At 68.0% G+C, this 20058-nt stretch carries 16 protein-coding genes; 4 read left to right on the forward strand and 12 right to left on the reverse strand.

Annotated elements, in window-relative coordinates; translation table 11 throughout:
• Positions 1 to 50 precede the first annotated feature (50 nt).
• On the forward strand, positions 51 to 938 hold the full coding sequence (locus A5789_RS22830) for a TIGR03619 family F420-dependent LLM class oxidoreductase (RefSeq protein WP_064904145.1): 888 nt from the start codon (positions 51 to 53) through the stop codon (positions 936 to 938).
• A 273-nt stretch (positions 939 to 1211) separates the two neighbouring features.
• Here A5789_RS22830 and A5789_RS22835 read toward each other — a convergent pair whose 3' ends face one another.
• The 3 genes from A5789_RS22835 to A5789_RS22845 form a co-directional block, all read right to left on the reverse strand.
• On the reverse strand, positions 1212 to 2195 hold the full coding sequence (locus A5789_RS22835) for an alpha/beta hydrolase family protein (RefSeq protein WP_064904124.1): 984 nt from the start codon (positions 2193 to 2195) through the stop codon (positions 1212 to 1214).
• 187 nt (positions 2196 to 2382) lie between these two features.
• Positions 2383 to 2829, reverse strand: coding sequence for a VOC family protein (locus A5789_RS22840; RefSeq protein ID WP_064904125.1), 447 nt, complete (start codon positions 2827 to 2829; stop codon positions 2383 to 2385).
• Positions 2830 to 2936: 107 nt separating this feature from the next.
• Positions 2937 to 3767, reverse strand: coding sequence for a helix-turn-helix domain-containing protein (locus A5789_RS22845; RefSeq protein WP_063010287.1), 831 nt, complete (start codon positions 3765 to 3767; stop codon positions 2937 to 2939).
• Between the two features lie 117 nt (positions 3768 to 3884).
• On the opposite strand from A5789_RS22845, the gene A5789_RS22850 reads away from it, so the two are divergent.
• Positions 3885 to 4949, forward strand: a complete 1065-nt coding sequence (locus A5789_RS22850; protein ID WP_064904126.1) for an aldo/keto reductase — start codon at positions 3885 to 3887, stop codon at positions 4947 to 4949.
• A gap of 287 nt (positions 4950 to 5236) precedes the next feature.
• On the opposite strand, the gene A5789_RS22855 is transcribed toward A5789_RS22850, so the two are convergent.
• The 6 genes from A5789_RS22855 to A5789_RS22880 all read right to left on the reverse strand — a co-directional run bounded on the left by A5789_RS22855 (position 5237) and on the right by A5789_RS22880 (position 13326).
• Positions 5237 to 5953 carry a sirohydrochlorin chelatase gene (locus A5789_RS22855; protein WP_063010284.1) on the reverse strand — a complete coding sequence of 239 codons (717 nt, stop codon included), beginning with the start codon at positions 5951 to 5953 and terminating at the stop codon, positions 5237 to 5239.
• On the reverse strand, positions 5950 to 7176 hold the full coding sequence (locus A5789_RS22860) for a uroporphyrinogen-III synthase (RefSeq protein WP_030515982.1): 1227 nt from the start codon (positions 7174 to 7176) through the stop codon (positions 5950 to 5952). The genes A5789_RS22855 and A5789_RS22860 overlap by 4 nt, the downstream gene beginning before the upstream one ends.
• Positions 7173 to 7565 carry a nitrite reductase small subunit NirD gene (gene nirD / locus A5789_RS22865; RefSeq protein WP_030515983.1) on the reverse strand — a complete coding sequence of 131 codons (393 nt, stop codon included), beginning with the start codon at positions 7563 to 7565 and terminating at the stop codon, positions 7173 to 7175. Before nirD ends, A5789_RS22860 begins: the two co-directional genes overlap by 4 nt.
• Positions 7566 to 7630: 65 nt before the next feature.
• On the reverse strand, positions 7631 to 10258 hold the full coding sequence (gene nirB, locus A5789_RS22870) for a nitrite reductase large subunit NirB (RefSeq protein WP_064904128.1): 2628 nt from the start codon (positions 10256 to 10258) through the stop codon (positions 7631 to 7633).
• Positions 10259 to 10284: 26 nt separating this feature from the next.
• A complete protein-coding gene (locus tag A5789_RS22875; RefSeq protein WP_227463199.1) occupies positions 10285 to 11763 on the reverse strand; it encodes a NarK/NasA family nitrate transporter in 1479 nt (492 codons plus the stop codon).
• Between the two features lie 315 nt (positions 11764 to 12078).
• The gene (locus A5789_RS22880; RefSeq protein ID WP_227463197.1) at positions 12079 to 13326 is read right to left on the reverse strand and encodes an MFS transporter; all 1248 of its coding nucleotides are present in this window, start codon (positions 13324 to 13326) and stop codon (positions 12079 to 12081) included.
• A 65-nt stretch (positions 13327 to 13391) separates the two neighbouring features.
• Here A5789_RS22880 and A5789_RS22885 point away from each other — a divergent pair, with 65 nt between their 5' ends.
• Together A5789_RS22885 and A5789_RS22890 are read left to right on the forward strand one after the other, a co-directional pair.
• Positions 13392 to 14060, forward strand: a complete 669-nt coding sequence (locus A5789_RS22885) for a FadR/GntR family transcriptional regulator (protein ID WP_064904129.1) — start codon at positions 13392 to 13394, stop codon at positions 14058 to 14060.
• Between the two features lie 188 nt (positions 14061 to 14248).
• A complete protein-coding gene (locus A5789_RS22890; protein ID WP_063010280.1) occupies positions 14249 to 15715 on the forward strand; it encodes an MFS transporter in 1467 nt (488 codons plus the stop codon).
• 51 nt (positions 15716 to 15766) lie between these two features.
• Here the strand turns inward: A5789_RS22890 and A5789_RS22895 are convergent, their stop codons facing one another.
• From A5789_RS22895 to A5789_RS22905, 3 genes are all read right to left on the reverse strand, one after another.
• Positions 15767 to 16618, reverse strand: a complete 852-nt coding sequence (locus A5789_RS22895) for a TIGR02569 family protein (protein ID WP_064904131.1) — start codon at positions 16616 to 16618, stop codon at positions 15767 to 15769.
• A gap of 171 nt (positions 16619 to 16789) precedes the next feature.
• Positions 16790 to 17989 (reverse strand): adenylyltransferase/sulfurtransferase MoeZ, encoded by a 1200-nt coding sequence (moeZ, locus tag A5789_RS22900; protein WP_064904133.1) that lies wholly within the window; start codon positions 17987 to 17989, stop codon positions 16790 to 16792.
• A gap of 351 nt (positions 17990 to 18340) precedes the next feature.
• The gene (locus tag A5789_RS22905) at positions 18341 to 19651 is read right to left on the reverse strand and encodes a site-specific integrase (RefSeq protein ID WP_064904135.1); all 1311 of its coding nucleotides are present in this window, start codon (positions 19649 to 19651) and stop codon (positions 18341 to 18343) included.
• Between the last annotated feature and the right edge of the window lie 407 nt (positions 19652 to 20058).

The raw sequence follows: 20058 nt of genomic DNA on the forward strand, positions 1-20058 counted from the left end.
GACCGGGCCGCCGGGACCCCATCCGGCGGCCGGCGGCCACCATGGCGGTCATGCGTTTCCATTTCGCCGAGGCCGGCGGGGACCCCGCGCACTGGGTCGACCTCGCGCGGGCCGCGGAACAGGCCGGCTTCACCGGCGTCTGCCTGGCGGACAGTCTGGCCTATCCGCGCGACGGTGACCCGCGCTACCCCTATACCGCCGACGGGCGGCGAGAGTTTCTGCGCGGCAAGCCCTTTGCCGAACCGATGATCGCGGCCACCGCGATCGCCACGGCCACGACCACGCTGCGCGTCACACCGTTCGTGCTGAAACTGCCGGTGCGCCCGCCCGTGCTGGTGGCCAAACAGGCCGCGACGCTGGCGGTGCTGAGCGGCAACCGCCTCTCGCTGGGAGTCGGAATCAGCCCGTGGCCACAGGATTTCGCCATGATGGGCGTGCCGTTCGAGCGGCGCGGCGCACGACTGGACGAAGGTATCGATATCGTGCGCGGCTTGTGTGGCGGCGGCGAGTTCGCCTATCACGGCCAGGTGTACGACCTACCCGCCGTGGAGATCAATCCGGTTCCCACCGCGTCGATTCCGATCCTCGTCGGCGGGCACAGCGAGGCCGCGCTGCGACGCGCGGTGCGTCGCGGCGACGGGTGGATGCACGCGGGCGGGACACCCGGGGAACTGGCCACGCTCCTGCGCCGCCTCGCCGAATTGCGTTCGGAATACGAAGCATCCGCATCGGCGCGGACCTCCGAATTCCAGGTCCACGTGGTAGCGCGCGACCCCTTCGACACCGCGGGCATCGCAGATCTGGCCGCCTCGGGCGTCACCGACGTGATCGTCGGATTCCGCAGCGTCCACGACGCCGCCCCGGATACCCGGGGTCTCGCCGAGAAGGTCGACGCGATCACCCGCTACGGCGAGACCGTCGTCGCCGCCTGCCGATAGGAGAGATATGGCCGACCGTTCTGGGATACCGCCATCGCCGAGAGCGATATCGCGTTCCGGATGCGCGACTCCTACGCCTGCGGCGCCGAGGTCGCCTTCGTCGGCACCATCACCAGCGTGCGCCGGGACGTCACGGTCGAGGTCGACGGAGTGCTCACCTATCGGGTGGACGCCGACGGCCGCATCGCCGCCCTGCGCGCGTATTGGGAACTCGACCGGGCTCGCCGCACCACATCCGATCCCGTGGAGACGGCCGGCCGACCGGAATCCGGCCTACACTCCCAGCGCCGGGGCGAAGACCGACCACGAATCGTGCAGATCGTCCTGCCAGTACACCCACGCGTGGGTGCCGTTGCGGTGCACGACGGTCGCCGGAATGCCCAGGGCGGCAAGGCGGCCGGTGAGCTGTCCGGTGCAGGAGTCGACGACGCTCTCCATCACGCCGCCGACCGCGACCCGGTTGGCCAGCGCGCCCGCGTTGCCGCCGATCGAGGGATCGGCGAGGGTGTCGTGCACGCCGGGCACCCCGTTGCCCGAGGAGATGTAGAGGGCCGTTCCGCGCAACCGATCGGCGTTCACCACCGGATCGTGAGCGGCCCAGTCCGGATCACCGGGTATCCCCCACATATTCCCGGCATTCGCCCCGAAGACTCCGAGCTGCGAATACACGTACGCCTGCGGAATCGGGCCGTTGGTCAGCGGACATCCGCTGTAGGCGCCGACCGCCTGGTACAGGCCCGGCGCCCCGATCGCCAGATCGAGTGCCGAGGTCGCCGACATCGAGGTGCCCGCGACGGCATTGCGGCCCGTCATCTGGAACCGTGAGTTCAGCAGCGGCGGCAGCTCCCGGGTCAGGAATGTCGTCCATTCGTTGCGGCCCAGGACCGGATCGTCGGACTTCCAGTCGGTGTAGTAGCTGGCCCGCCCACCCATGGGGACGATCACGTTGACCGGTTTGTCGGCGAAGAACTGCGCGACGTCGGTGCGGTTGGTCCACGGCCCGCCGTCCTCACCGCCGTCGACGGCGTTGAGCAGGTACAGCGCCGGCGCGGCGAAATCCGGATGCGACATCCACACGGTGATCTGCTTGTTCATCGCCGGGGAATAGACCACCACCGAATATTGGCGACCGCCCAGCGGATGGACGTCGACGATGGCGGGCGCGCCGGGATCCGCCGAGGCGACCGCGGGCACAATCGCGGCAATCGAGGCGAACGCGGCGAACAGGACAGCAAAACAGCGCGGGAGCCGGTGCATACGCGGAGTATTCCACCCTGTCGCGGTCTCCGCAGCACACTCGGCAGGTGTGTTCACCGGAAGCCTCTGCCCGCAGGCGGCGACCTCCGCGGTTCCGGCACCCGCGGTCCGCATCCGCCGGGCTATCTTCGCGCGCGTCCGCACGTCACCGCCGGGAAGGGTCCGGCGGTGACGTGCGCGGAGCCGGTCAGCCGGCGGCGACGGCGTCCCGGATCGCGGCGATATCGATCTTCGACATGGTCTGCAGCGCGGCGCCGGCCGCCGCCGCGTGCTCGCCGCCCATCAACGCCGGCAACTCGGCCGGCACGACCTGCCACGACAGGCCGTAGCGATCGGTCAGCCAGCCGCACGGCCCCGGCTTGCCACCCACGGTCAGAGCCGCCCACAGCCGGTCCACCTCGTCCTGCCCGTCGACCACCAACTGAATGGACGCCGCATCGGTGAAGGGGTGGCCGGGTCCGCCGTTCATCAGCGTGAGGGCGTGTCCGGCCAGATCGACCTGCACGATGAAGGCCGATCCGTCGGGGTTGCGAGTGACGCCGGTGATGCGGGCGCCGGGGATGTGCTCGGTGTAGAACCGGGCGGCTTCCTCGGCGGCAGTGTCGAACCAGAGGAAGGTGCTGATGTCGGTCATGATCGCTCCTGGGGTGTGTGTCCAACTCGCTGTCACCCCCTGGTCGAGGCCGATCCCGCACATTCGACACAGTTCGCGAATCTTCTCGAGATCTGTTTTCGCCGGTCCTACTCGGCGGCGAGCCGATCCAACGCCGCCTGACTCGATTCGTCGGCGGCGCGGTAGATGATCAGCCGCTGATCGGGATCCTGCAGCGGCATCAGCGCTTCGTAGGCGACGGTGACCGCACCCACCCGAGGGTGGTGCATCGTCTTGCGGCCCCGGCCCTGCACCCGCACATCTCTGCGTTCCCACAGTTCGGCGAATTCGGCACTGCCCGTGCGGAATTCGTCGATGAGGTCGGCCAGGACGCGATCGTCCGGGTGGGCGGCCCAGGCGGCGCGCAGTCCCGCGATGCCCTCGCGCACGGTTCGTTCGCGGTCGGCGTAGAAATCGCCCATCCCCGGATAGAGCAGGCACAGCCACATGGAGTTGCGATGCCGGGGCGGCAGCGCGTCGAAATCGAGTAGCAGCCGCGACATCTCGCGGTTCCAGGCCAGGATGTCGTAGCGGTGGTTGAGCACCATCGCCGGGAGCGGCGCCAGATCCGCGACCAGCCGGGCCAGCTCCGGTGAGGCCGTGGTCGCCGGCTTGCCGTCGTCCGGTGGCCGCTGCCGGGCCAGATCGAACAGGTACATGCGTTCGTCGGGAGCCAGGCGCAGGGCCTGCGCGAGCGCGTCGAGCACCTCCGGCGAGGGCCGCAGTCCGCGCCCCTGTTCCAGCCGCACGATGTAGTCGGTGCTCACACCGGCCAGATCGGCGACCTCCTCCCGGCGCAGGCCCGGGGTGCGGCGGGAACGGCGGCGCAGCGGCAGGCCGAAATCACTCGGATCCAGTCGTTCGCGCCGGGTGCGCAGAAAGGCCCCCAGTTCCTGTGTCGCTTCCACGGTGCCGGTCATCGCTGTCGATCCTACGACGAGGCTGGTACCGGCGATCCCAGGAAAAACCTTCCCTTACCGCGCCCGTCCCGGCCGCGCAGACTTGCCGTCGAGATCGAATCCACACAGGAGGAAGATATGGCGCTCACTCTCGACACCTATCGGCTGCTCGGCCGGTCCGGGCTGCGGGTCTCCCCGCTCGCGCTGGGCACCATGACCTTCGGGGCCGACTGGGGCTGGGGCGCCGAGCGCGACGAGGCGCGCAAACTGTTCGACGACTACGTCTCGCGCGGCGGCAATTTCATCGATACCGCCAGCGTCTACACCAACGGCAGTTCCGAGCTGCTGCTCGGCGAATTCACGCGCGACAATCGCGAAAGCCTGGTCCTGGCAACGAAATACACCATGCTGCGGCGGCCCGGCGACCCGAACTCCGGTGGCAACAACCGCAAGTCGATGTTCGCCTCGGTAGAGGCCAGCCTGCGCAATCTGAACACCGACTACATCGATCTGCTGTACCTGCACGCCTGGGACTTCACCACGCCGGTCGAGGAGGTGCTGCGCGGGATGGACGATCTGGTCCGGCAGGGCAAGGTGCTCTACGTCGCCATCTCCGACACCCCGGCCTGGCAGGTGGCCCGCATGCAGACCATCGCCGACCTGCGCGGCTGGTCCCCGCTGGTGGCGCTGCAGGTGGAATACAGCCTGATCGAACGCACCGTGGAACACGACCTGTTCCCCATGGCGCGGGAACTGGGGCTCGGGGTGATTCCGTGGTCGCCGCTCGGCAGCGGTGTCCTGACCGGCAAGTACAGCGCGGCCGATCTGGACGCCTCGGCGGCGGGATCGCCGGAGGGCAGCCGCAAGAACGTCGCGCTGGCCAACGGTTCGCTGACCGCGCGGGGCCTGGCGATCGCCGAAGTGGTGAAGGAGGTCGCGGCGGAACTGGACCGGACGCCGGCGCAGACCGCACTGGCGTGGACGCTGCGGAATCCGGCGGTGACCGCCCCCATCATCGGTGCCCGCACCCCGGCTCAGCTCAGCGACAATCTGGGCGCGCTGGATGTGGAATTCGATGCGGCACACCTGGATCGACTGGACGCGGCCAGTGCCGTCGAACCCGGATTCCCGCACAATATGCTCGCCCGCGCGATGACCGATACGGTGATCAATGGCGACCTGACGGTCGTCCCGCGCGCCTGACTCGTACGCCGTGCCCCTGCGGTCCGGCCACCACACCGGCCGCGGGGCCCGGGCCGGGCGGCGGCGTGACCCCCCACGCAGGCCGCGCACCGGGCCGCACCTGGACCCGCGGGGTCATACGGGGACTGCGCGCGAACTGCGCACCCAACAGGGACCTCCCCGATTCCGAACAGCCTCGCGTCCTACCGGCATACAGGTGCCGCGGCGACGGGGGCTTCGCCGATGGTCCCGGCGTCCGATGCGGCGCCCGGAACCTCCGCGTCGCCGTAACTGTGTTTCTCGGCGAATCAGGCGGCGGTGGTGAGGAATTCGGCCGCCGCGGCGCGGTATCGGTCGACCAGCAGGCGCACCACCGCCGGATGTGCGCCGAGCGGTTCGGCGACTCCGTCGGCACCCGCCTCGCGCAAGCGTTGCTGGAACAGTCCGTGTGCCAAGAGGTACGAGCCGACGAACACCCGCTGCGCGCCGGATTCTCGCAGCGCGGCAACGACTTCCGGCACCCTTGGCTCACCGGTTGCGATACAGGCCGTACGAACCGCGACGCCCAGCTCCTCCGCCAGCATGGCCGTCGCCCGCCGCACATCGTGGCGTGCACGCGCGTCGGAGGATCCGGCCGCCGCGAAGACCACCGCATCGCCGGAACGCATCCCGGCCTCGTGCAACCGCATCCGCATCACCCGGGCCAGCATCGGGTCCGGGCCCATCGCGGGGGTCACCATCACATCCGGATGCCCGCTGTCGCGCACCTCGCGCGGAACATCCTGGTAGACGTGATATCCGGAGGCGAGGAAGGCCGGAACCACCACGGCCGGAACACCCTTCAGCTCGCGCAGCACCTCGGCGGGTGTGGGGCCGAGCACGTCGACGAAGGCGGTCCGCACCGGCACGTCGGCACCGGTACGTCCCAGCTCCGCACGCATCGCGTCGGCCACCGCGGCGATCATCTGCACCCCTGTCGCACTGCGGGTGCCGTGCGCCACCAGCACCAGCGCGGGGGCGCTCACCAGACCCCCGCCATGGGCGCGGGTCGCTGCGGACGCAGCGAGGGGGCGTAGCCCACCGGCGGGCGGGTGTTGTTGTCGACGCATTCGGCGGGGTCGAGGGCGAGCCGATAGCCGCGCTTGACCACCGTCTGGATCGCCTTCGGCGTACCGAGACCCGCACGGAGACGGGCGATTCCGGTCTCCACCGCGTGGGTGTCGTCACCGCCACCGGGCAGCGCCGCCAGCAGATCCTCCCGCGACACCACCCGGCCGGGCTGGCGGGCCAGTGCCCGCATCAACGCCATCGGCGCGGGAGCGAGCTGGCGCACCGAACCGTCGACCACGACACAGCCGCCGCGCACGCTCAATTCGTGCCCGGCGGCGTGAATTCGATTGGCGCGCCGGGGAAGTTCCTCGGCGACGTGGCGGGCCAGCGCCCCGAGGCGCGCCCGGCCCGGCATGGACGTCGGCACTCCGAGTTCCTCGAGCGGCGCGGCGGTGATCGGGCCGACACACGCCGGCAGCACGCGGGAACGCATCGCCTGCAGGACGCCCTCGAGCAGCCCGGTTTCCTTGGCCCGCATCAGCATCGAGGCCACCGCGGGCGCGCTGGTGAACGTGACGCAATCCAGTGCCGAGGTGACCACGCCCTCGATCAGGCGGTCCATCGGCACGCGGTCGTCCGGTGGCACCCAGCGGTACACCGGCACCGGCACGACATCGGCTCCGGCGCAACGCAGTACTTCACAGAAGTCGGGTACCGGCTCCCATTCGGTGGTCGCACCGTGCAACTGCACCGCGATGCGCACGCCCTCGACACCCGCCGCCAGCAGGTGATCGAGCACCTCGGCCGACGATTCGGAGGCCGGCGACCATTCCTCGCGCAATTCGGCGGCGCGGATCGCTCCCTTGGCCTTGGGACCACGGGCCAGCAATCGCGTGGAAGCCAGTGTCTCCCGGAGGTTTTCGGCCAGACCCCAACCTTCGGCCGCCTCCATCCAGCCGCGGAATCCGATGCCGGTGGTGGCGACGGCGATCTGCGGCGGATCGGCGACCAACTGCCGGGTGACCCGCTCCAGCTCGGTGTCGTCGGACAGCGGGATGATGCGAATCGCCGGGGCGGAAACGATATTCGCGCCTCGGCGACTCAACAGCGTAGCCAGTTCGTCGGCCCGGCGGGCGGCCGTCACACCGATGGTGAAGCCGTCCAGGGGTTTCAATTCGGTGGGTCGCGCTTCGCTCACGGCGTACCGCCGTACTGCACCGGTTCGTTGGACACCGCGACGACCCCGTCGACGACGCGCACGCCGTAGACGGGCAGTGCGACCGAGTCGTCCTCGAGGCAATGGCCGTCCAGCAGGGAGAACGCCTGCTTCAGCAGCGGCGACGCGACGACCGGCACACCGGCGCGGTCACCGACGATGCCGCGCGACATGACCGCCGCCCGCCCGAACGGATCGATATTGCCGACGGCATACAGCGTGCCGTCGGGCAGCAGGAAGAGCGCGGCCTGCCGTCCGCCTCTCAGTAGCACCGCCACGCCGCGGCCGGGGATCAGATAATCGAGCCGGCAGGCCGAGGTCCAGCCGGTGGTGGTTGCCGGTGCGAAGCCCGGCGTGTCGATAACGGTCATCGGTAATCTCCTCCGAACGCCTTACCTAATAGGTACCGGTGTCCTGTTTCCGCACGATTACGTGGCTATTTCCCGGGCGTGGCAGTTGCTGCCGGCATGGCGGGAAGTTCGGGCATACCGTGTCCATCGCGGCCTGCCCGGTGCCCTCCGTGGGTACGCAGGCTGCCGCCTCCGGGCACGTCGGGCAGGCCGAGCAGAACCGGCGTCTTGCGCTCCCCGCTCTCGTCGAAGGCGATCGTCGGATCGGCCTCCTCGGGCGCGTTGACGAAGGTGACGAAGCGCGAGAGCTTCGCGGGATCCTCCAGTACCGCGGCCCATTCGTCCTTGTAGCCGGCCACGTGGCGGGCCATGCTCTCCTCCAGTTCGGCGGCGATGCCGAGGGAGTCCTCGCACACGACCTGCTTCAGATGTTCGATGCCGCCCTCGAGTGATTCCTGCCACGGCGCGGTCCGCTGCAGCCGGTCGGCGGTGCGGATGTAGAACATCAGATAGCGGTCGATGTAGCGGATCAGCGTCTCGTCGTCGAGGTCGCCGGCCAGCAGCACCGCGTGCTTGGGAGTCAGGCCGCCGTTGCCGCCGACGTAGAGGTTCCAGCCGTTCTCGGTGGCGATGACGCCGACATCCTTACCGCGCGCCTCGGCGCATTCGCGGGCACAGCCCGAGACCGCCAGCTTCAGCTTGTGCGGCGAGCGCAGTCCGCGGTAACGCTTCTCCAGCAGCACCGCCATGCCGACCGAATCCTGCTGGCCGTAGCGGCACCAGGTGGAACCCACGCAGCTCTTCACGGTGCGCAGCGATTTGCCGTAGGCGTGGCCGGATTCCATCCCCTTGTCGACCAGTCGCTGCCAGATCTGCGGCAGCTGCTCGACCCGCGCGCCGAACAGGTCGATGCGCTGACCACCGGTGACCTTGACGTAGAGGCCGAAATCCTTGGCGATCTGCCCGATTTCGATCAGCTGCTCGGGCGTCACCTCACCGCCGGGCATCCGCGGCACCACCGAATAGGTGCCGTTCTTCTGCAGGTTGGCCAGGAAGTGGTCGTTGGTGTCCTGCAGCGCGGACTGCTCACCGTCGAGGATGTGGTCGCTCGAGGTCGAGGCCAGGATGGAGGCGACGGTCGGCTTGCAGATATCGCAGCCGATTCCGGTGCCGTGCTTGGCGATCAGTTCCGAGAAGGTGCGGATGCCGGTCACCTGCACGATCTGGAACAGTTCGGACCGCGATTGGGTGAAGTGCTCGCACAGCGCCTTCGACATCTCCACGCCGGACTGCTCGAGCAACTTCTTGATCATGGGAACGCAACCGCCGCAGGAGGTTCCGGCGGAGGTGCAGCTCTTGACGCCGGCGATATCGCAGGCGCCTTCGTGAATGGCTCCGACGATGGCCCCTTTGGACACGTTGTTGCAGGAGCAGATCTGGGCCTCGTCGGGCAGGGCGTCGGCGCCCAGTTCGGCGCCCGCGGGCGAGATGAGCGCGGCCGGTTCGGCGGGCAGTTCGCTGCCGACCAGCGGGCGCAGCGCCGCGTACTGCGAGGCGTCACCGACCAGGATGCCGCCCAGCAGCGTCTTGGCGTCGTCGGAGATCACCAGCTTGGCGTAGGTGCCCTTGGCGGCGTCGTGCAGCACCACCGACAGCGCGCCCTCGGTGGTGGCGTGGGCGTCACCGAAGCTGGCCACGTCCACACCGAGCAGTTTCAGCTTGGTCGACAGGTCGGCGCCCGGGAATTCGCCGGCGCCGCCGAGCAACCGGTCCGCGACGATCTCGGCGGTGGTGTAACCGGGGGCGACCAGGCCGTAGCAGGTGCCCTCCACGGCCGCGACCTCGCCGACGGCGTAGATGTTGGGGTCGGAGGTGACCATGCCCAGGTCGGTGAGCGCACCACCGCGCGGCCCGATCTCGAGTCCGGCATCACGGGCGATCTGATCGCGCGGGCGCACACCGGCGGAGAACACCACCAGCGAGGCGTCGATCACCGACTCGTCTGACAGCGAAACCCGCAGGCCCGCACCGTCTTCGGCGGGTTCGATGGCCGAGGTGCCGACCCCGGTGTGCACGTGCAGGCCCAGATCGGTGACCAGCTTCTCGAGGATCGCGCCGCCACCCTCGTCGACCTGCACCGGCATCAGCCGCGGCGCGAACTCGACGACGTGCGGCGTCATTCCCATGAGCCGCAGGGCATTCGCCGCCTCCAGACCGAGGAGACCACCGCCGACGACGACACCGACCGCACCGGGGCCCGCGTTCTGCGCCGCGGCGCGGATGCCGTCGAGGTCCTCGAGGGTGCGGTAGACGAAACATTCGGGGCGGTCGTGGCCCGGTACCGGCGGCACGAAGGCATACGATCCGGTCGCGAGAACCAGTGCGTCGTAACCGATCACGTCACCGGAGGAGGTGGTCACCTTGCGGGCGGCGCGGTCGATCTCGTCGGCGCGCACGCCGAGGCGCAGATCCACCAGCGCGTCGCCGGCGTACCCGTTACCGGGCAGGGCGAGCGCGCTCTTGTCCCAGGCGCCGACGTAGGACGACAGGCCGACGCGGTCGTAGGCGGCCTGGTCCTCTTCGCTCAGCACGACGACCTGCCATTGCCCGGCCTCGTCGCGGGAGCGCAGCGCCTCCACGAACCGGTGCCCGACCATGCCGTGGCCGACGACCACCACGGTCTTGCGCTGCGTGGGTTCGACTGTCGTGTTCATGACTGTCCTCCGATGCTTTCCGATGGTCAGGCGCGAGCCGAGGTGGTGGACTGGGTGGTATCGGTTTCCGGCGACCGTTCGGCCTCGAGCACCAGGGCCTCCGCCTCGGCGACGACACCGGAACCGCTTCGCGGCGAACGCATTCCGGGCCGACGCAGGAAGACCGACCAGACGACGGTCGCGCAGACGACGTAGAAGCCCAGGAACACCCAGAACGCGGTGGTGGCGGAATTGGTGGAGGCATAGGAGGAGCGCAGCACCAGGTTGATGGCCACCCCACCCAGGGCGCCGATCGCGCCGACGAAGCCGATCAGCGCGCCCGAGGTGTTGCGCGACCAGGCGGCCTGCTCCGCGGGGCTCACCGGGAGGCTCTTGGACTTCGCGTCGAACACCGACGGGATGATCTTGGTGACCGACCCGTTGCCGATGCCCGAGAGCACGAACAGGGCGATGAATCCGCAGACCAGGGCGACCATGGTCGCCCCCGAGGCCACGCCGCCGTTGTGGTCGGCGGCCACACTGGAGACCGCGACCACGACCGCCGCGACCATCATTCCGGCGAACCCGGCCAACGTGACGCGGCTGCCGCCGAAGCGGTCGGCCATCTTGCCGCCGTAGGGGCGGGCCAGCGAACCCAGCAGCGGGCCGATGAAGGCGATCTGCGCGGCGTGCAGACTCGCCTGGGCGGCCGAATCACCCCCGGCCTTGAAGCCGATCTGCAGGATCTGGCCGAAGGCGAAGCTGAAGCCGATGAACGAACCGAACGTGCCGATGTACAGGAAGGCGATCGCCCAGGACTGCGGAACCTTCAGCGACTCCAGCATGTAGCCCAGGTCGGCCTTCTGATTGCGCAGATTGTCCATGTAGAGCGCGGCGCCGAGTCCGGCGATCGCGATGAACGCGAGGTACACCAGGCAGACGACCGACGCGTACGAATTGCCGAGCGTGGCGATCACCAGCAGGCCGATCAGCTGGATCACCGGGACGCCGATATTGCCGCCGCCGGCGTTCATGCCCAGCGCCCAGCCCTTGAGCCGCTGCGGGTAGAAGGCGTTGATATTGGTCATCGAGGAGGCGAAGTTGCCGCCGCCCAGGCCGGCGAACGCCGCCACCACCATGAACGTGGTGTAAGACGTGCCCGGCTGGTTGATGAAGTACAGCGTCAGCAGCGTCGGGACCAGCAGCATCAGCGCGCTGAAGATCGTCCAGTTGCGGCCGCCGAAGCGCGCGGTGGCGACGGTGTAGGGAATGCGCAGGATGCCGCCGACCAGCGTCGGCATGGCGACGAGGAAGAACTTTCCGGCGGCGTCGATGCCGAACTTGTCCGTCGGCATGAACAACACCATCACCGACCAGATCGACCACACCGAGAATCCGACATGTTCGGCGACGACCGACCAGATCAGATTGCGACGGGCGATGTTCTTGCCGCCGGCCTCCCAGGCCGCGACATCCTCGGCATCCCACTGCTCGATGTCGTGGTTACGCGTCAGCGTGCTCAACAGGGCCTCCTGAAATCCGGTTGGCCCCAAGGTAGGAAACGGGTATTGCCGCGATGCTGCGCCACATGACGCGCAAATCAACGGTTGCTCACGAATTCGGCGAATTACCGGTGAGAACCGGGGCATTGTTTCGCCCATATGACACAACGGTTTCCGTGCGTCACAAAGTACCGATGCTCACACACGAACTCGGTGAGGTCGATGCCGGCGAGTGGTCCGGGCCACAATAGTCGGGCGTCGGCTCACATCATGGACAGAAGCTCACCGCGGCGCAACCCGAGCGGTGAAATTGCCGAAAGGTCGCGGCCCCGACGCCGATCAGTGCCAGGTGTCCTCGAGCATGCGCGGCTTGCACGCCTGCCAGGCGCCGGCCACGAGCACCAGGACGGCAACCGCCAGCAGCGCGAAGGGCGCGCCCCACCCGCCGACCGCACTGTGCAGCACACCGAACAGCAGCGGGCCCACACACGCGACGGTGTAGCCGATGCCCTGGGTGAAGCCGGACAGCGCCGCCGAACCGGCCTGGGTGCGGGTCCGCAGATTGATCAGCGTGAGCGCCATCGGGAAGGTGCTCGGTCCCATGCCCAGCAGCAGCACCCACAGCCAGGGCGCGCCCATCGGGGCGATGAGCAGTCCGGCGAAGGCGGCGAAAAACGCGATGGCGCAGACGATCACGACCGGAAACGGATTGCGGATACGGGCGGTGAAGGAGGGCGCGGTCAGCGCGGCCGCCAAACCGATGAAGGAGAAGAAGGCGACCATCGTGCCGCCGTAGGCCGCGTCGGCGCCCGCATCGGCGAGAATCTTGGGCAGCCAGGTGAACATGGAATAGGTGATCAACGAGGTCATACCGAACATCGCGGCCATCCCCCACGCCAGCGGCGAACGCCGGATGTTCCCGGCGCGCGCGGGCTGTTCGCCCGGCACGTCGGCGAGCGCGGTGGTGTCCACACGATCGCGGCCGCGCCGCTCGCGCAGCACACCCAGCCACGGCACCGCGGCCGCGAAACCGAGCAGCGCCCACAACCCGAGCGAGACCCGCCAGCCGGCCGCGTCCGCGACCGGGACCGCGATCAGCGCCGGCACCACGGTGCCGATCTGCACCATCGTGATGTACACCGAGCTCAGCACCGCCAGCCGATCGGCGAAATAGCGCTTGACCAGCGGCGGAATCACGACATTGCCGATGCCCATACCGGCCAGCGCCAGCGCGGACAGGCTCAGCAACTCCCAGGTGTCGGGCACCAGCGCCCGGGTGAGCTGCCCGGCCCCGGCCATGCACATGGCGACCAGCGCGGTGCGTTCCAGGCCCAGCCGGCGCACGAAGATCGGGGTGATCAATCCGGCCAGCGCGAACATGGCGGTCGGGATCATGCCGAAGACACCGACGATGGCCGTGGAATAGCCGATATCGGCGCCGATCCGCTCGGCGAGCGGGGTGAAGGCGGTGACCGCCACGCGCAGCGTGAGCGCCGAGACGACGATCGCGACCAGGACGAGAATCCGGCCCTCGGCCAGGCCGCGGCGCCGGATGTCGGTAGTCGACTGCAGATTGGTAACCGTCACCGAGAAATCATAGGATGATTGGATGAAAGCGAGCAACAAATGTGAGGAGGGGTACTCTGTTGGCCGTGCAACCAGTCCGGCGCACCAGCCTCATCGCTCAGGTCACCGAACAGCTGCGCGCTGAAATCCGTTCGGGGCGTTGGCCGATCGGCTCTCGCATCCCGACCGAGCCGGAACTCACCGAATTGACCGGCACCGGCCGCAATACCGTGCGCGAAGCGGTGCAGGCGCTCGTGCACGCCGGCATGCTCGAACGCCGACAGGGTTCGGGCACCTACGTCATCGCCGCGTCCGATCTGGGCGGCACCCTCACCAAATACTTCGCCGACGCCGTGGAACGCGACGTCCTGGAACTGCGCCAGGCCCTCGACGTACAGGCCGCCCGGCTGGCCGCGCAGCGCCGCGACGACAACGACGTGCGGACCCTGCTGCGCTTGCTCGACCGGCGCAGCCAGGTCTGGGATACCGACAGCACCGCGGCGGTCGACGCGGACGTGGCCCTGCACCGCGCGATCGTCGCGGCCAGCCACAACACCGTCTACCTCGAGTTCTACGATTCGCTGCTGCCGGTGATCGAGGACGTGATCCGTTCCCGCACAACCAAATACGGCAACCAGTATCACGACGAACACGCCGAGCTGGTCCACGCCGTGATCGACGGCGACTCCGATCGGGCCGCTCGCGCCGCCAACTGCTTCCTCGGCTCGCTCATCGCCGAATACCCCGAACGGTGACGGATTCCGCCGCAGGTAAACGATTCGTCACCGTGGCGCCGGTCGCGGGGTGAGCGAGTGTTGCTGCGAACGTCACGGAGCGTGAATCGGACGTAATTTCGCCTTCCTACCGTGGATGCGACCGCCGGACCCGCACCTCAGGGTCCCCGAGATGAGGGCGGTCGCACCCCAGCGAGAGGAACGCGCCGATGACTACCACCGACGCCGCGATATCGGCCACCGCCGCTCCCGACTTCCACTATCGAGCCCGCGGCCGCTGGCTCGATCACTGGGAGCCCGACAACGAAACCTTCTGGGAGAACGGCGGAAAACGCACCGCCCGTAAGAATCTCGCCTTCTCGGTCTTCTCCGAGAATCTCGGATTCAGCGTCTGGGTGCTGTGGGCCAGCGTCGTCACCGCCATGGGTTCGGCGGGCTTTCATTATCTGAGCGGCCCCGACGCCGTCGCCAATTCGCTACTGCTCACCTCCACCCCCACACTCGTCGGCGCCGCGTTGCGCGTGCCCTACACCTTCGCCATCCCGAAATTCGGTGGCCGCGCGTTCACCGTGTTCAGCGCGGGAATGTTGCTGCTGCCGACGCTGGGCCTGGTCTATTTCGTCAATCAGCCCGGCACGCCGTTCTGGGTGTTCATGGTGCTGGCCGCGCTCGCGGGCGTGGGTGGCGGCAATTTCTCCTCGTCGATGGCGAATATCAATTTCTTCTATCCCGAGGGGAAGAAGGGCGCCGCGCTCGGAATCAACGCCGCGGGCGGCAATATGGGCGTCGCGCAGACCCAGCTGCTGGTGCCGCTGATCATCACCCTCGGCACCCATCTCATGGCCAAGGATCCGGCCGGTTACCGGTTCGGCATCACCCTCGCGGTGCTGGTGTGGATTCCGTTCATCCTCGTCGCCATGTTCGGCGCGCTGCGGTACATGGATTCGATCACCGGCGCGAAATCCGACGGCAGCTCCTATCGGCTGGCCCTGACCAATCGGCACACCTGGATCATGGCGGTGCTCTACATCGGCACCTTCGGATCGTTCATCGGCTTCTCGTTCGCCTTCCCCACCCTGCTCAAATCCACCTTCCCCGACCTGGCGAAGATCGGCTGGATGTCCACGATCGGCAATCTCGCCTTCCTCGGCGCGTTCGTCGGATCGCTGAGCCGGCCGTTCGGCGGCTGGATCGCGGACCGGTTCACCGGCGCCCGGATCACGGTCTACGTCTTCGCCGGTATGGCCGGCGCCACCGCGCTGATCGTGGCCGCGCTCTCGGTGAAGAACTTCCCGCTGTATCTGATCTCGTTTCTGCTGCTGTTCGTGCTGTCGGGCATCGGCAACGGCTCCACCTACCGCATGATCCCCTCGATCTTCGGCGCCGAGGCCAAGCGCCGCGCCGCCGAACACGGCCAGGACCCGGCGACCGCGCTGGCCGCGGCCAAGCGGCAGGCGGGTGCGGCTATCGGTGTGGTCGGCGCGGTCGGCGCGGCCGGCGGGTGGGTGCTGCAGCAGGCGCTGCGGGAATCCAACATCCACTTCGGCGGGATGGCACCGGCCTTCTGGGCCTACGCCGTCGCCTTCCTGATGATGGGCGGGCTCACCTGGTGGTTCTATCTGCGCACGTCGTTCGCCGTCGGGCGGGTACCGTCACTGGCCCACGCGGGCATCTGAGACCCTCGCACAAACTGCGGGCTCGCCGGTCGCATCCGATCGGCGGGCCCGCTAGAGCATCAAGCGGATCATGTCGGCGGTATGCGCCAGACCGGGAAACGCCTCCGCTGTCGAGCGCGGATGCAGCGCGTGCACCGCGAGCCGGAACATGACCGCGCGCAACAACATCTGCGGCCACTCCGGCAGATCCGACCATCGCTCGAGCAGACCCGGATCCGCACCTCCCCAGGAGAGCGCGTCGACCACGATCACCCCGGCCGCCCAGGACGCGGGCCGCCAGTAGGGGGTGATGTCGGTGAGCCCCGGCGCCTGGCCGTTCGCGAACAACACCGTGCCGAACAGATCGCCGTGCACCAACTGCGACGGGATCTGCACCGGTTTACGCAGCGTCGCCAGCTGCGCCAGCATATCGATGCTGTGGCGGCCGTCCGGCGTGGTCACCGGCAGCATGCCGCCGGCTTTCAGGCTGCGCAGCGGCACCGACTCCCACGCGGCCCGGTCCGCGGCGACGAACACGTCGACATCGACCCACGGTGCGATCGGCTGCTGGACCAGGAAGCGCGGGCGCTCCAGCCGGGCGGTGGCGTGGTGCAGGCGTAGTGATACCGACACCACCTCGTCGTAGCGCGGTTCCGGGGTGCCGTCCATATAGGTATCGGCACGCCAGCCGGACACCACGTAGCGACCGTCGGTGGCGCGCACCGGCCGCGCCAGCCGCACCCCGTCCACCTGCAGTGTTTCCCGGACCTTCGCCGACCACGCCGCCCGGGCGTGGTCGGCCACCGGGCTGAGCACGACCTCTCCGCACCGCCACCCACCGTCCCAGTCGCCCAGCGCGACCGGGGACACTTCGCGCAGCCCGAAGGTGGCCCGCACATGCTCCGGAGGTTCGACAGATGTCACGGCCGTACCGTAACCCCGCTGCCCCGCCTCCCCGCGTATTCAGGCCATACGAGTCGTGAGCCACATACGTTGGTCACAGGTCCTGCGTCGGAAATCTGTCCAGTGTCGGGCGTACCCGACGAGTTACCCACGTACTCGCGAGATCAGTCGTCTCAGCGCCGAGACCTTTTCCTAGTACACCGGCAGGCTCTGGTCGACCTGGTTGGCCCAGGCGACGATTCCGCCCTGGAGGTGGGTCGCGTCGGAGAATCCGGCGCGCTTCAAGGCGGCCAGTGCCTCCGCTGACCGGATGCCGGTCTTGCAGTGCAGGACGATCGGTGTGTTCTGCGGAAGTTCGGCGAGCGCCTCGCCGGACAGGATGCGGTCCTTGGGGATCAGGGTCGCGCCGTCGATGCGGACGATGTCCCACTCCACCGGTTCGCGGACGTCGATGATGGCGACGTCCTTGCCCGCGTCGAGCATGTCCTTGAGCTCGCGCGCGGTCACCGTGGAACCCACGGCGGCGGCCTGGCCCTCCTCCGAGACCACACCACAGAACGCCTCGTAGTCGATGAGCTCCGTGATGGGCTGACGCTCGGGATCGCGCCGCAGCTTGATGGTGCGGTAGTTCATATCCAGTGCGTCGTAAACCATCAGCCGGCCGAGCAGGGTCTCCCCGATGCCGGTGATGAGCTTGATGGCCTCGGTGACCATGATCGAACCGATCGACGCGCACAGCACACCCAGCACGCCGCCCTCGGCGCAGGACGGAACCATGCCCGGCGGCGGCGCCTCGGGGTACAGGTCGCGGTAGTTGATGCCGCGCTTCTCACCGTTCGGGCCGTCGGGGGCGTCCTCCCAGAACACCGACACCTGGCCCTCGAACCGATAGATCGACCCCCACACGTACGGCTTACCGGCCAGCACGGCGGCGTCGTTGACCAGATAGCGGGTGGCGAAGTTGTCGGTGCCGTCGACGATCAGGTCGTACTGCGCGAACAGCTCGACCGCGTTCTCCGGCTCCAAGCGGATCTTGTGCAGCACCACCTCGACGCCGGAATTGATCTCCAGAATCGAATCGCGCGCACTGTCGGCCTTGCTGCGGCCGATATCGGATTCGCCGTGGATGATCTGCCGCTGCAGATTCGACGCGTCCACCTCGTCGAACTCCACGATGCCGAGCGTGCCGACACCGGCGGCGGCCAGATACAGCAGCGCCGGCGAGCCCAGACCACCCGCACCGATCACCAGCACCTTGGCATTCTTCAGGCGTTTCTGCCCGTCCATCCCGACATCGGGAATGATCAGATGCCGGCTGTAGCGGGCGACCTCATCCCTGGTCAGCTCCGCGGCCGGTTCGACCAGTGGCGGCAGGGACTGTGGTGATGACACGTCGCAGACTCCTCGAATCGAATTCGCCGTTAGGGCTGATCGGTGCAACGCGGCGAATCGGGCCGTTCTTCCCTGTGCCGCCTCTCCGCAACTTTAACGTGTCGCCGACTGCCGCGAGATTTGCCTGTCGGGCCGGCGGTTGGCTGCCCGCTCGGCGTAGCCCGTCCCCGGCGAGTTACCCATGTGCTCACGATATGTATCACCACCGGTCACGATGCTAGCGGTGCTGGATGATCTGTGGTCATCTGCCATCTATTCGTCAAGAATGTAGGTGGCGTGCGTCGGGGCCGACGACACAGATCGAGGGGTGGCACGTGTGGTGCCACCCCTCGATCCAGTTCGCTTCTCGTTCTAACTGGAGCGGCGGGCGATCTCTTCCAGCGCGGGGCCGAGTTTGTCACCGATGAGCGCGGTCACATCGGCGTGCGGTTGATGCCGACGCACGTACGATTTCCGAAGTACACGTGAAGTGTTGCCGAGTTGGTCGGCGATCTTGGTCACGTCGAGTCCGGCCTCGATGCCTTCTGTGCCGAGGTGTTTGCGCAGACTGTGGGGAGTGACCCCATTGGGAAGTCCCAGCGCGGCGGCCACACGCCGCCATCGCCTGCCCATGCTTTTGAGGTTGCGTGGTCCTCCGTCGTCCAGATCGAAGAACAACAAGTCCTCCGGCCAGTCGGCTCCGTCCGGGCGTGGCGGCAACGCCAGCCGAGTTTTCCTCACCCGGCGTATCCGGGCGGCCAGCATGTCGACGACTGCTGGCGGTAGCTGGACTGCTTTGCTGATGAATTTGTCCTGGTTCAGGTCTCGGGCCTCCTCGCCGGTGTAGTCGACCCACACCTGGGCCGAACCGCCCCGGGTGCGGACTACCCCGCGCGGGGTCAAGATTCCAGTGTCGAAATCGATGTCGGACTGGCATACCCCCAGCGTCTGACCGAGCCGCCATCCGGTTGCGGCGACGAACATCACCCAGTCGGCCAGGTCGTAGGTTCGGCAGTACTCGGCAACGGTCGGTACGCGGTGTTTCCATGTCTGTTTGCCCACTCGCTTCTCGAGTGTGGGACATGGCGCCTCGGAGGTGTAGACGTCGATCAGGATCTGCCCGACAGTAGCTGAGTCGACGAACGCGGCACCGCCCCGGCGGCGCTTGAAGTTCGCGGGTTTCGGAAGTTGCGCTTCTCGGACGGGGTTGCCTGAAGGGAGCGCGCCGACGCGGATGCAGAACCGGAACAGCCCCGACAGGACGTTCTCCTTCAAAATCCGAGGGCCGGAACCACCACGCTCCCGGGCCACGTGGTCGAGCATGTCCTCGATGACGGCGGTGTTGATCAAGCCGATCTCCCGGCGGCCGTAGCGGGGGATCACGGTGTCGCGCATCACCGGCTCGTAGTTTCCGATCGTCTCCTCGACTCGTCCACGCTTGCGCAGATCGGCCTTGTACGCCTCCCATGCTTCGGCGAGAGCGGAGCGTTTGGTCAGGGCACTGGCGAGGGTGACCGAGGAATCGATCCACTCCTGCGCCGCATCGAGGTAGGCGCGGCGGGCGCGTTCACCGGTCCGGTCGGGTTTGGCGCGGCCCCGGCTGTCGGTTTCCGGCGGCGACGAACGGGTGATGCGCCGGTAGTTGCCGTTGTGATCGCGAGGCCGCCCGGATGCGGTCCACACTCCCGCTAGTACTGGGTGTGGCTTCAAGTTCGGTTCGGGGATGTCGCCTGGGTCGATTTCGGGGCGGCCTCGTCTATTCTGGGGCATGCCTCTATTCCTTTGCGGTTGTAGTGGCACTGGCCTCCGTCGCCGCTGCTGAGAACAGCGGGACAACACGGCGGGGGCCAGCTTCTGTCTAAGCGGCAACAACTTCGGTGTCACCGAAAGGTTGAGTCCAGCAGGATGGTGTACGACGGGCCCTCAGCGAAGTCTGGGCGTGTCGTAGCCGAGTAGAGGGTGGTCACCGCGTGATCCTTCAAAAGACCGCCAAGTCACTTGAAGGAAGAAAGTTTCACGCGATGACCTCTGTCCAGCCTATCGACCCGTCCAAGATGCTGTCGGACCAACTCGCCGTCGCGAGCCCGGAC

It is taken from the genome of Nocardia sp. 852002-51101_SCH5132738 (assembly GCF_001665695.1).
Lineage (GTDB): Bacteria > Actinomycetota > Actinomycetes > Mycobacteriales > Mycobacteriaceae > Nocardia > Nocardia nova.

Bases quoted from the DNA above. Each gene is read 5' to 3' on its own strand.
- A5789_RS22830 (WP_064904145.1), top strand. From the start codon at position 51: ATGCGTTTCCATTTCGCCGAGGCCGGCGGGGACCCCGCGCACTGGGTC.
- A5789_RS22835 (WP_064904124.1), bottom strand. From the start codon at position 2,195: ATGCACCGGCTCCCGCGCTGTTTTGCTGTCCTGTTCGCCGCGTTCGCC.
- A5789_RS22840 (WP_064904125.1), bottom strand. From the start codon at position 2,829: ATGACCGACATCAGCACCTTCCTCTGGTTCGACACTGCCGCCGAGGAA.
- A5789_RS22845 (WP_063010287.1), bottom strand. From the start codon at position 3,767: ATGACCGGCACCGTGGAAGCGACACAGGAACTGGGGGCCTTTCTGCGC.
- A5789_RS22850 (WP_064904126.1), top strand. From the start codon at position 3,885: ATGGCGCTCACTCTCGACACCTATCGGCTGCTCGGCCGGTCCGGGCTG.
- nirD (WP_030515983.1), bottom strand. From the start codon at position 7,565: ATGACCGTTATCGACACGCCGGGCTTCGCACCGGCAACCACCACCGGC.
- nirB (WP_064904128.1), bottom strand. From the start codon at position 10,258: ATGAACACGACAGTCGAACCCACGCAGCGCAAGACCGTGGTGGTCGTC.
- A5789_RS22890 (WP_063010280.1), top strand. From the start codon at position 14,249: ATGACTACCACCGACGCCGCGATATCGGCCACCGCCGCTCCCGACTTC.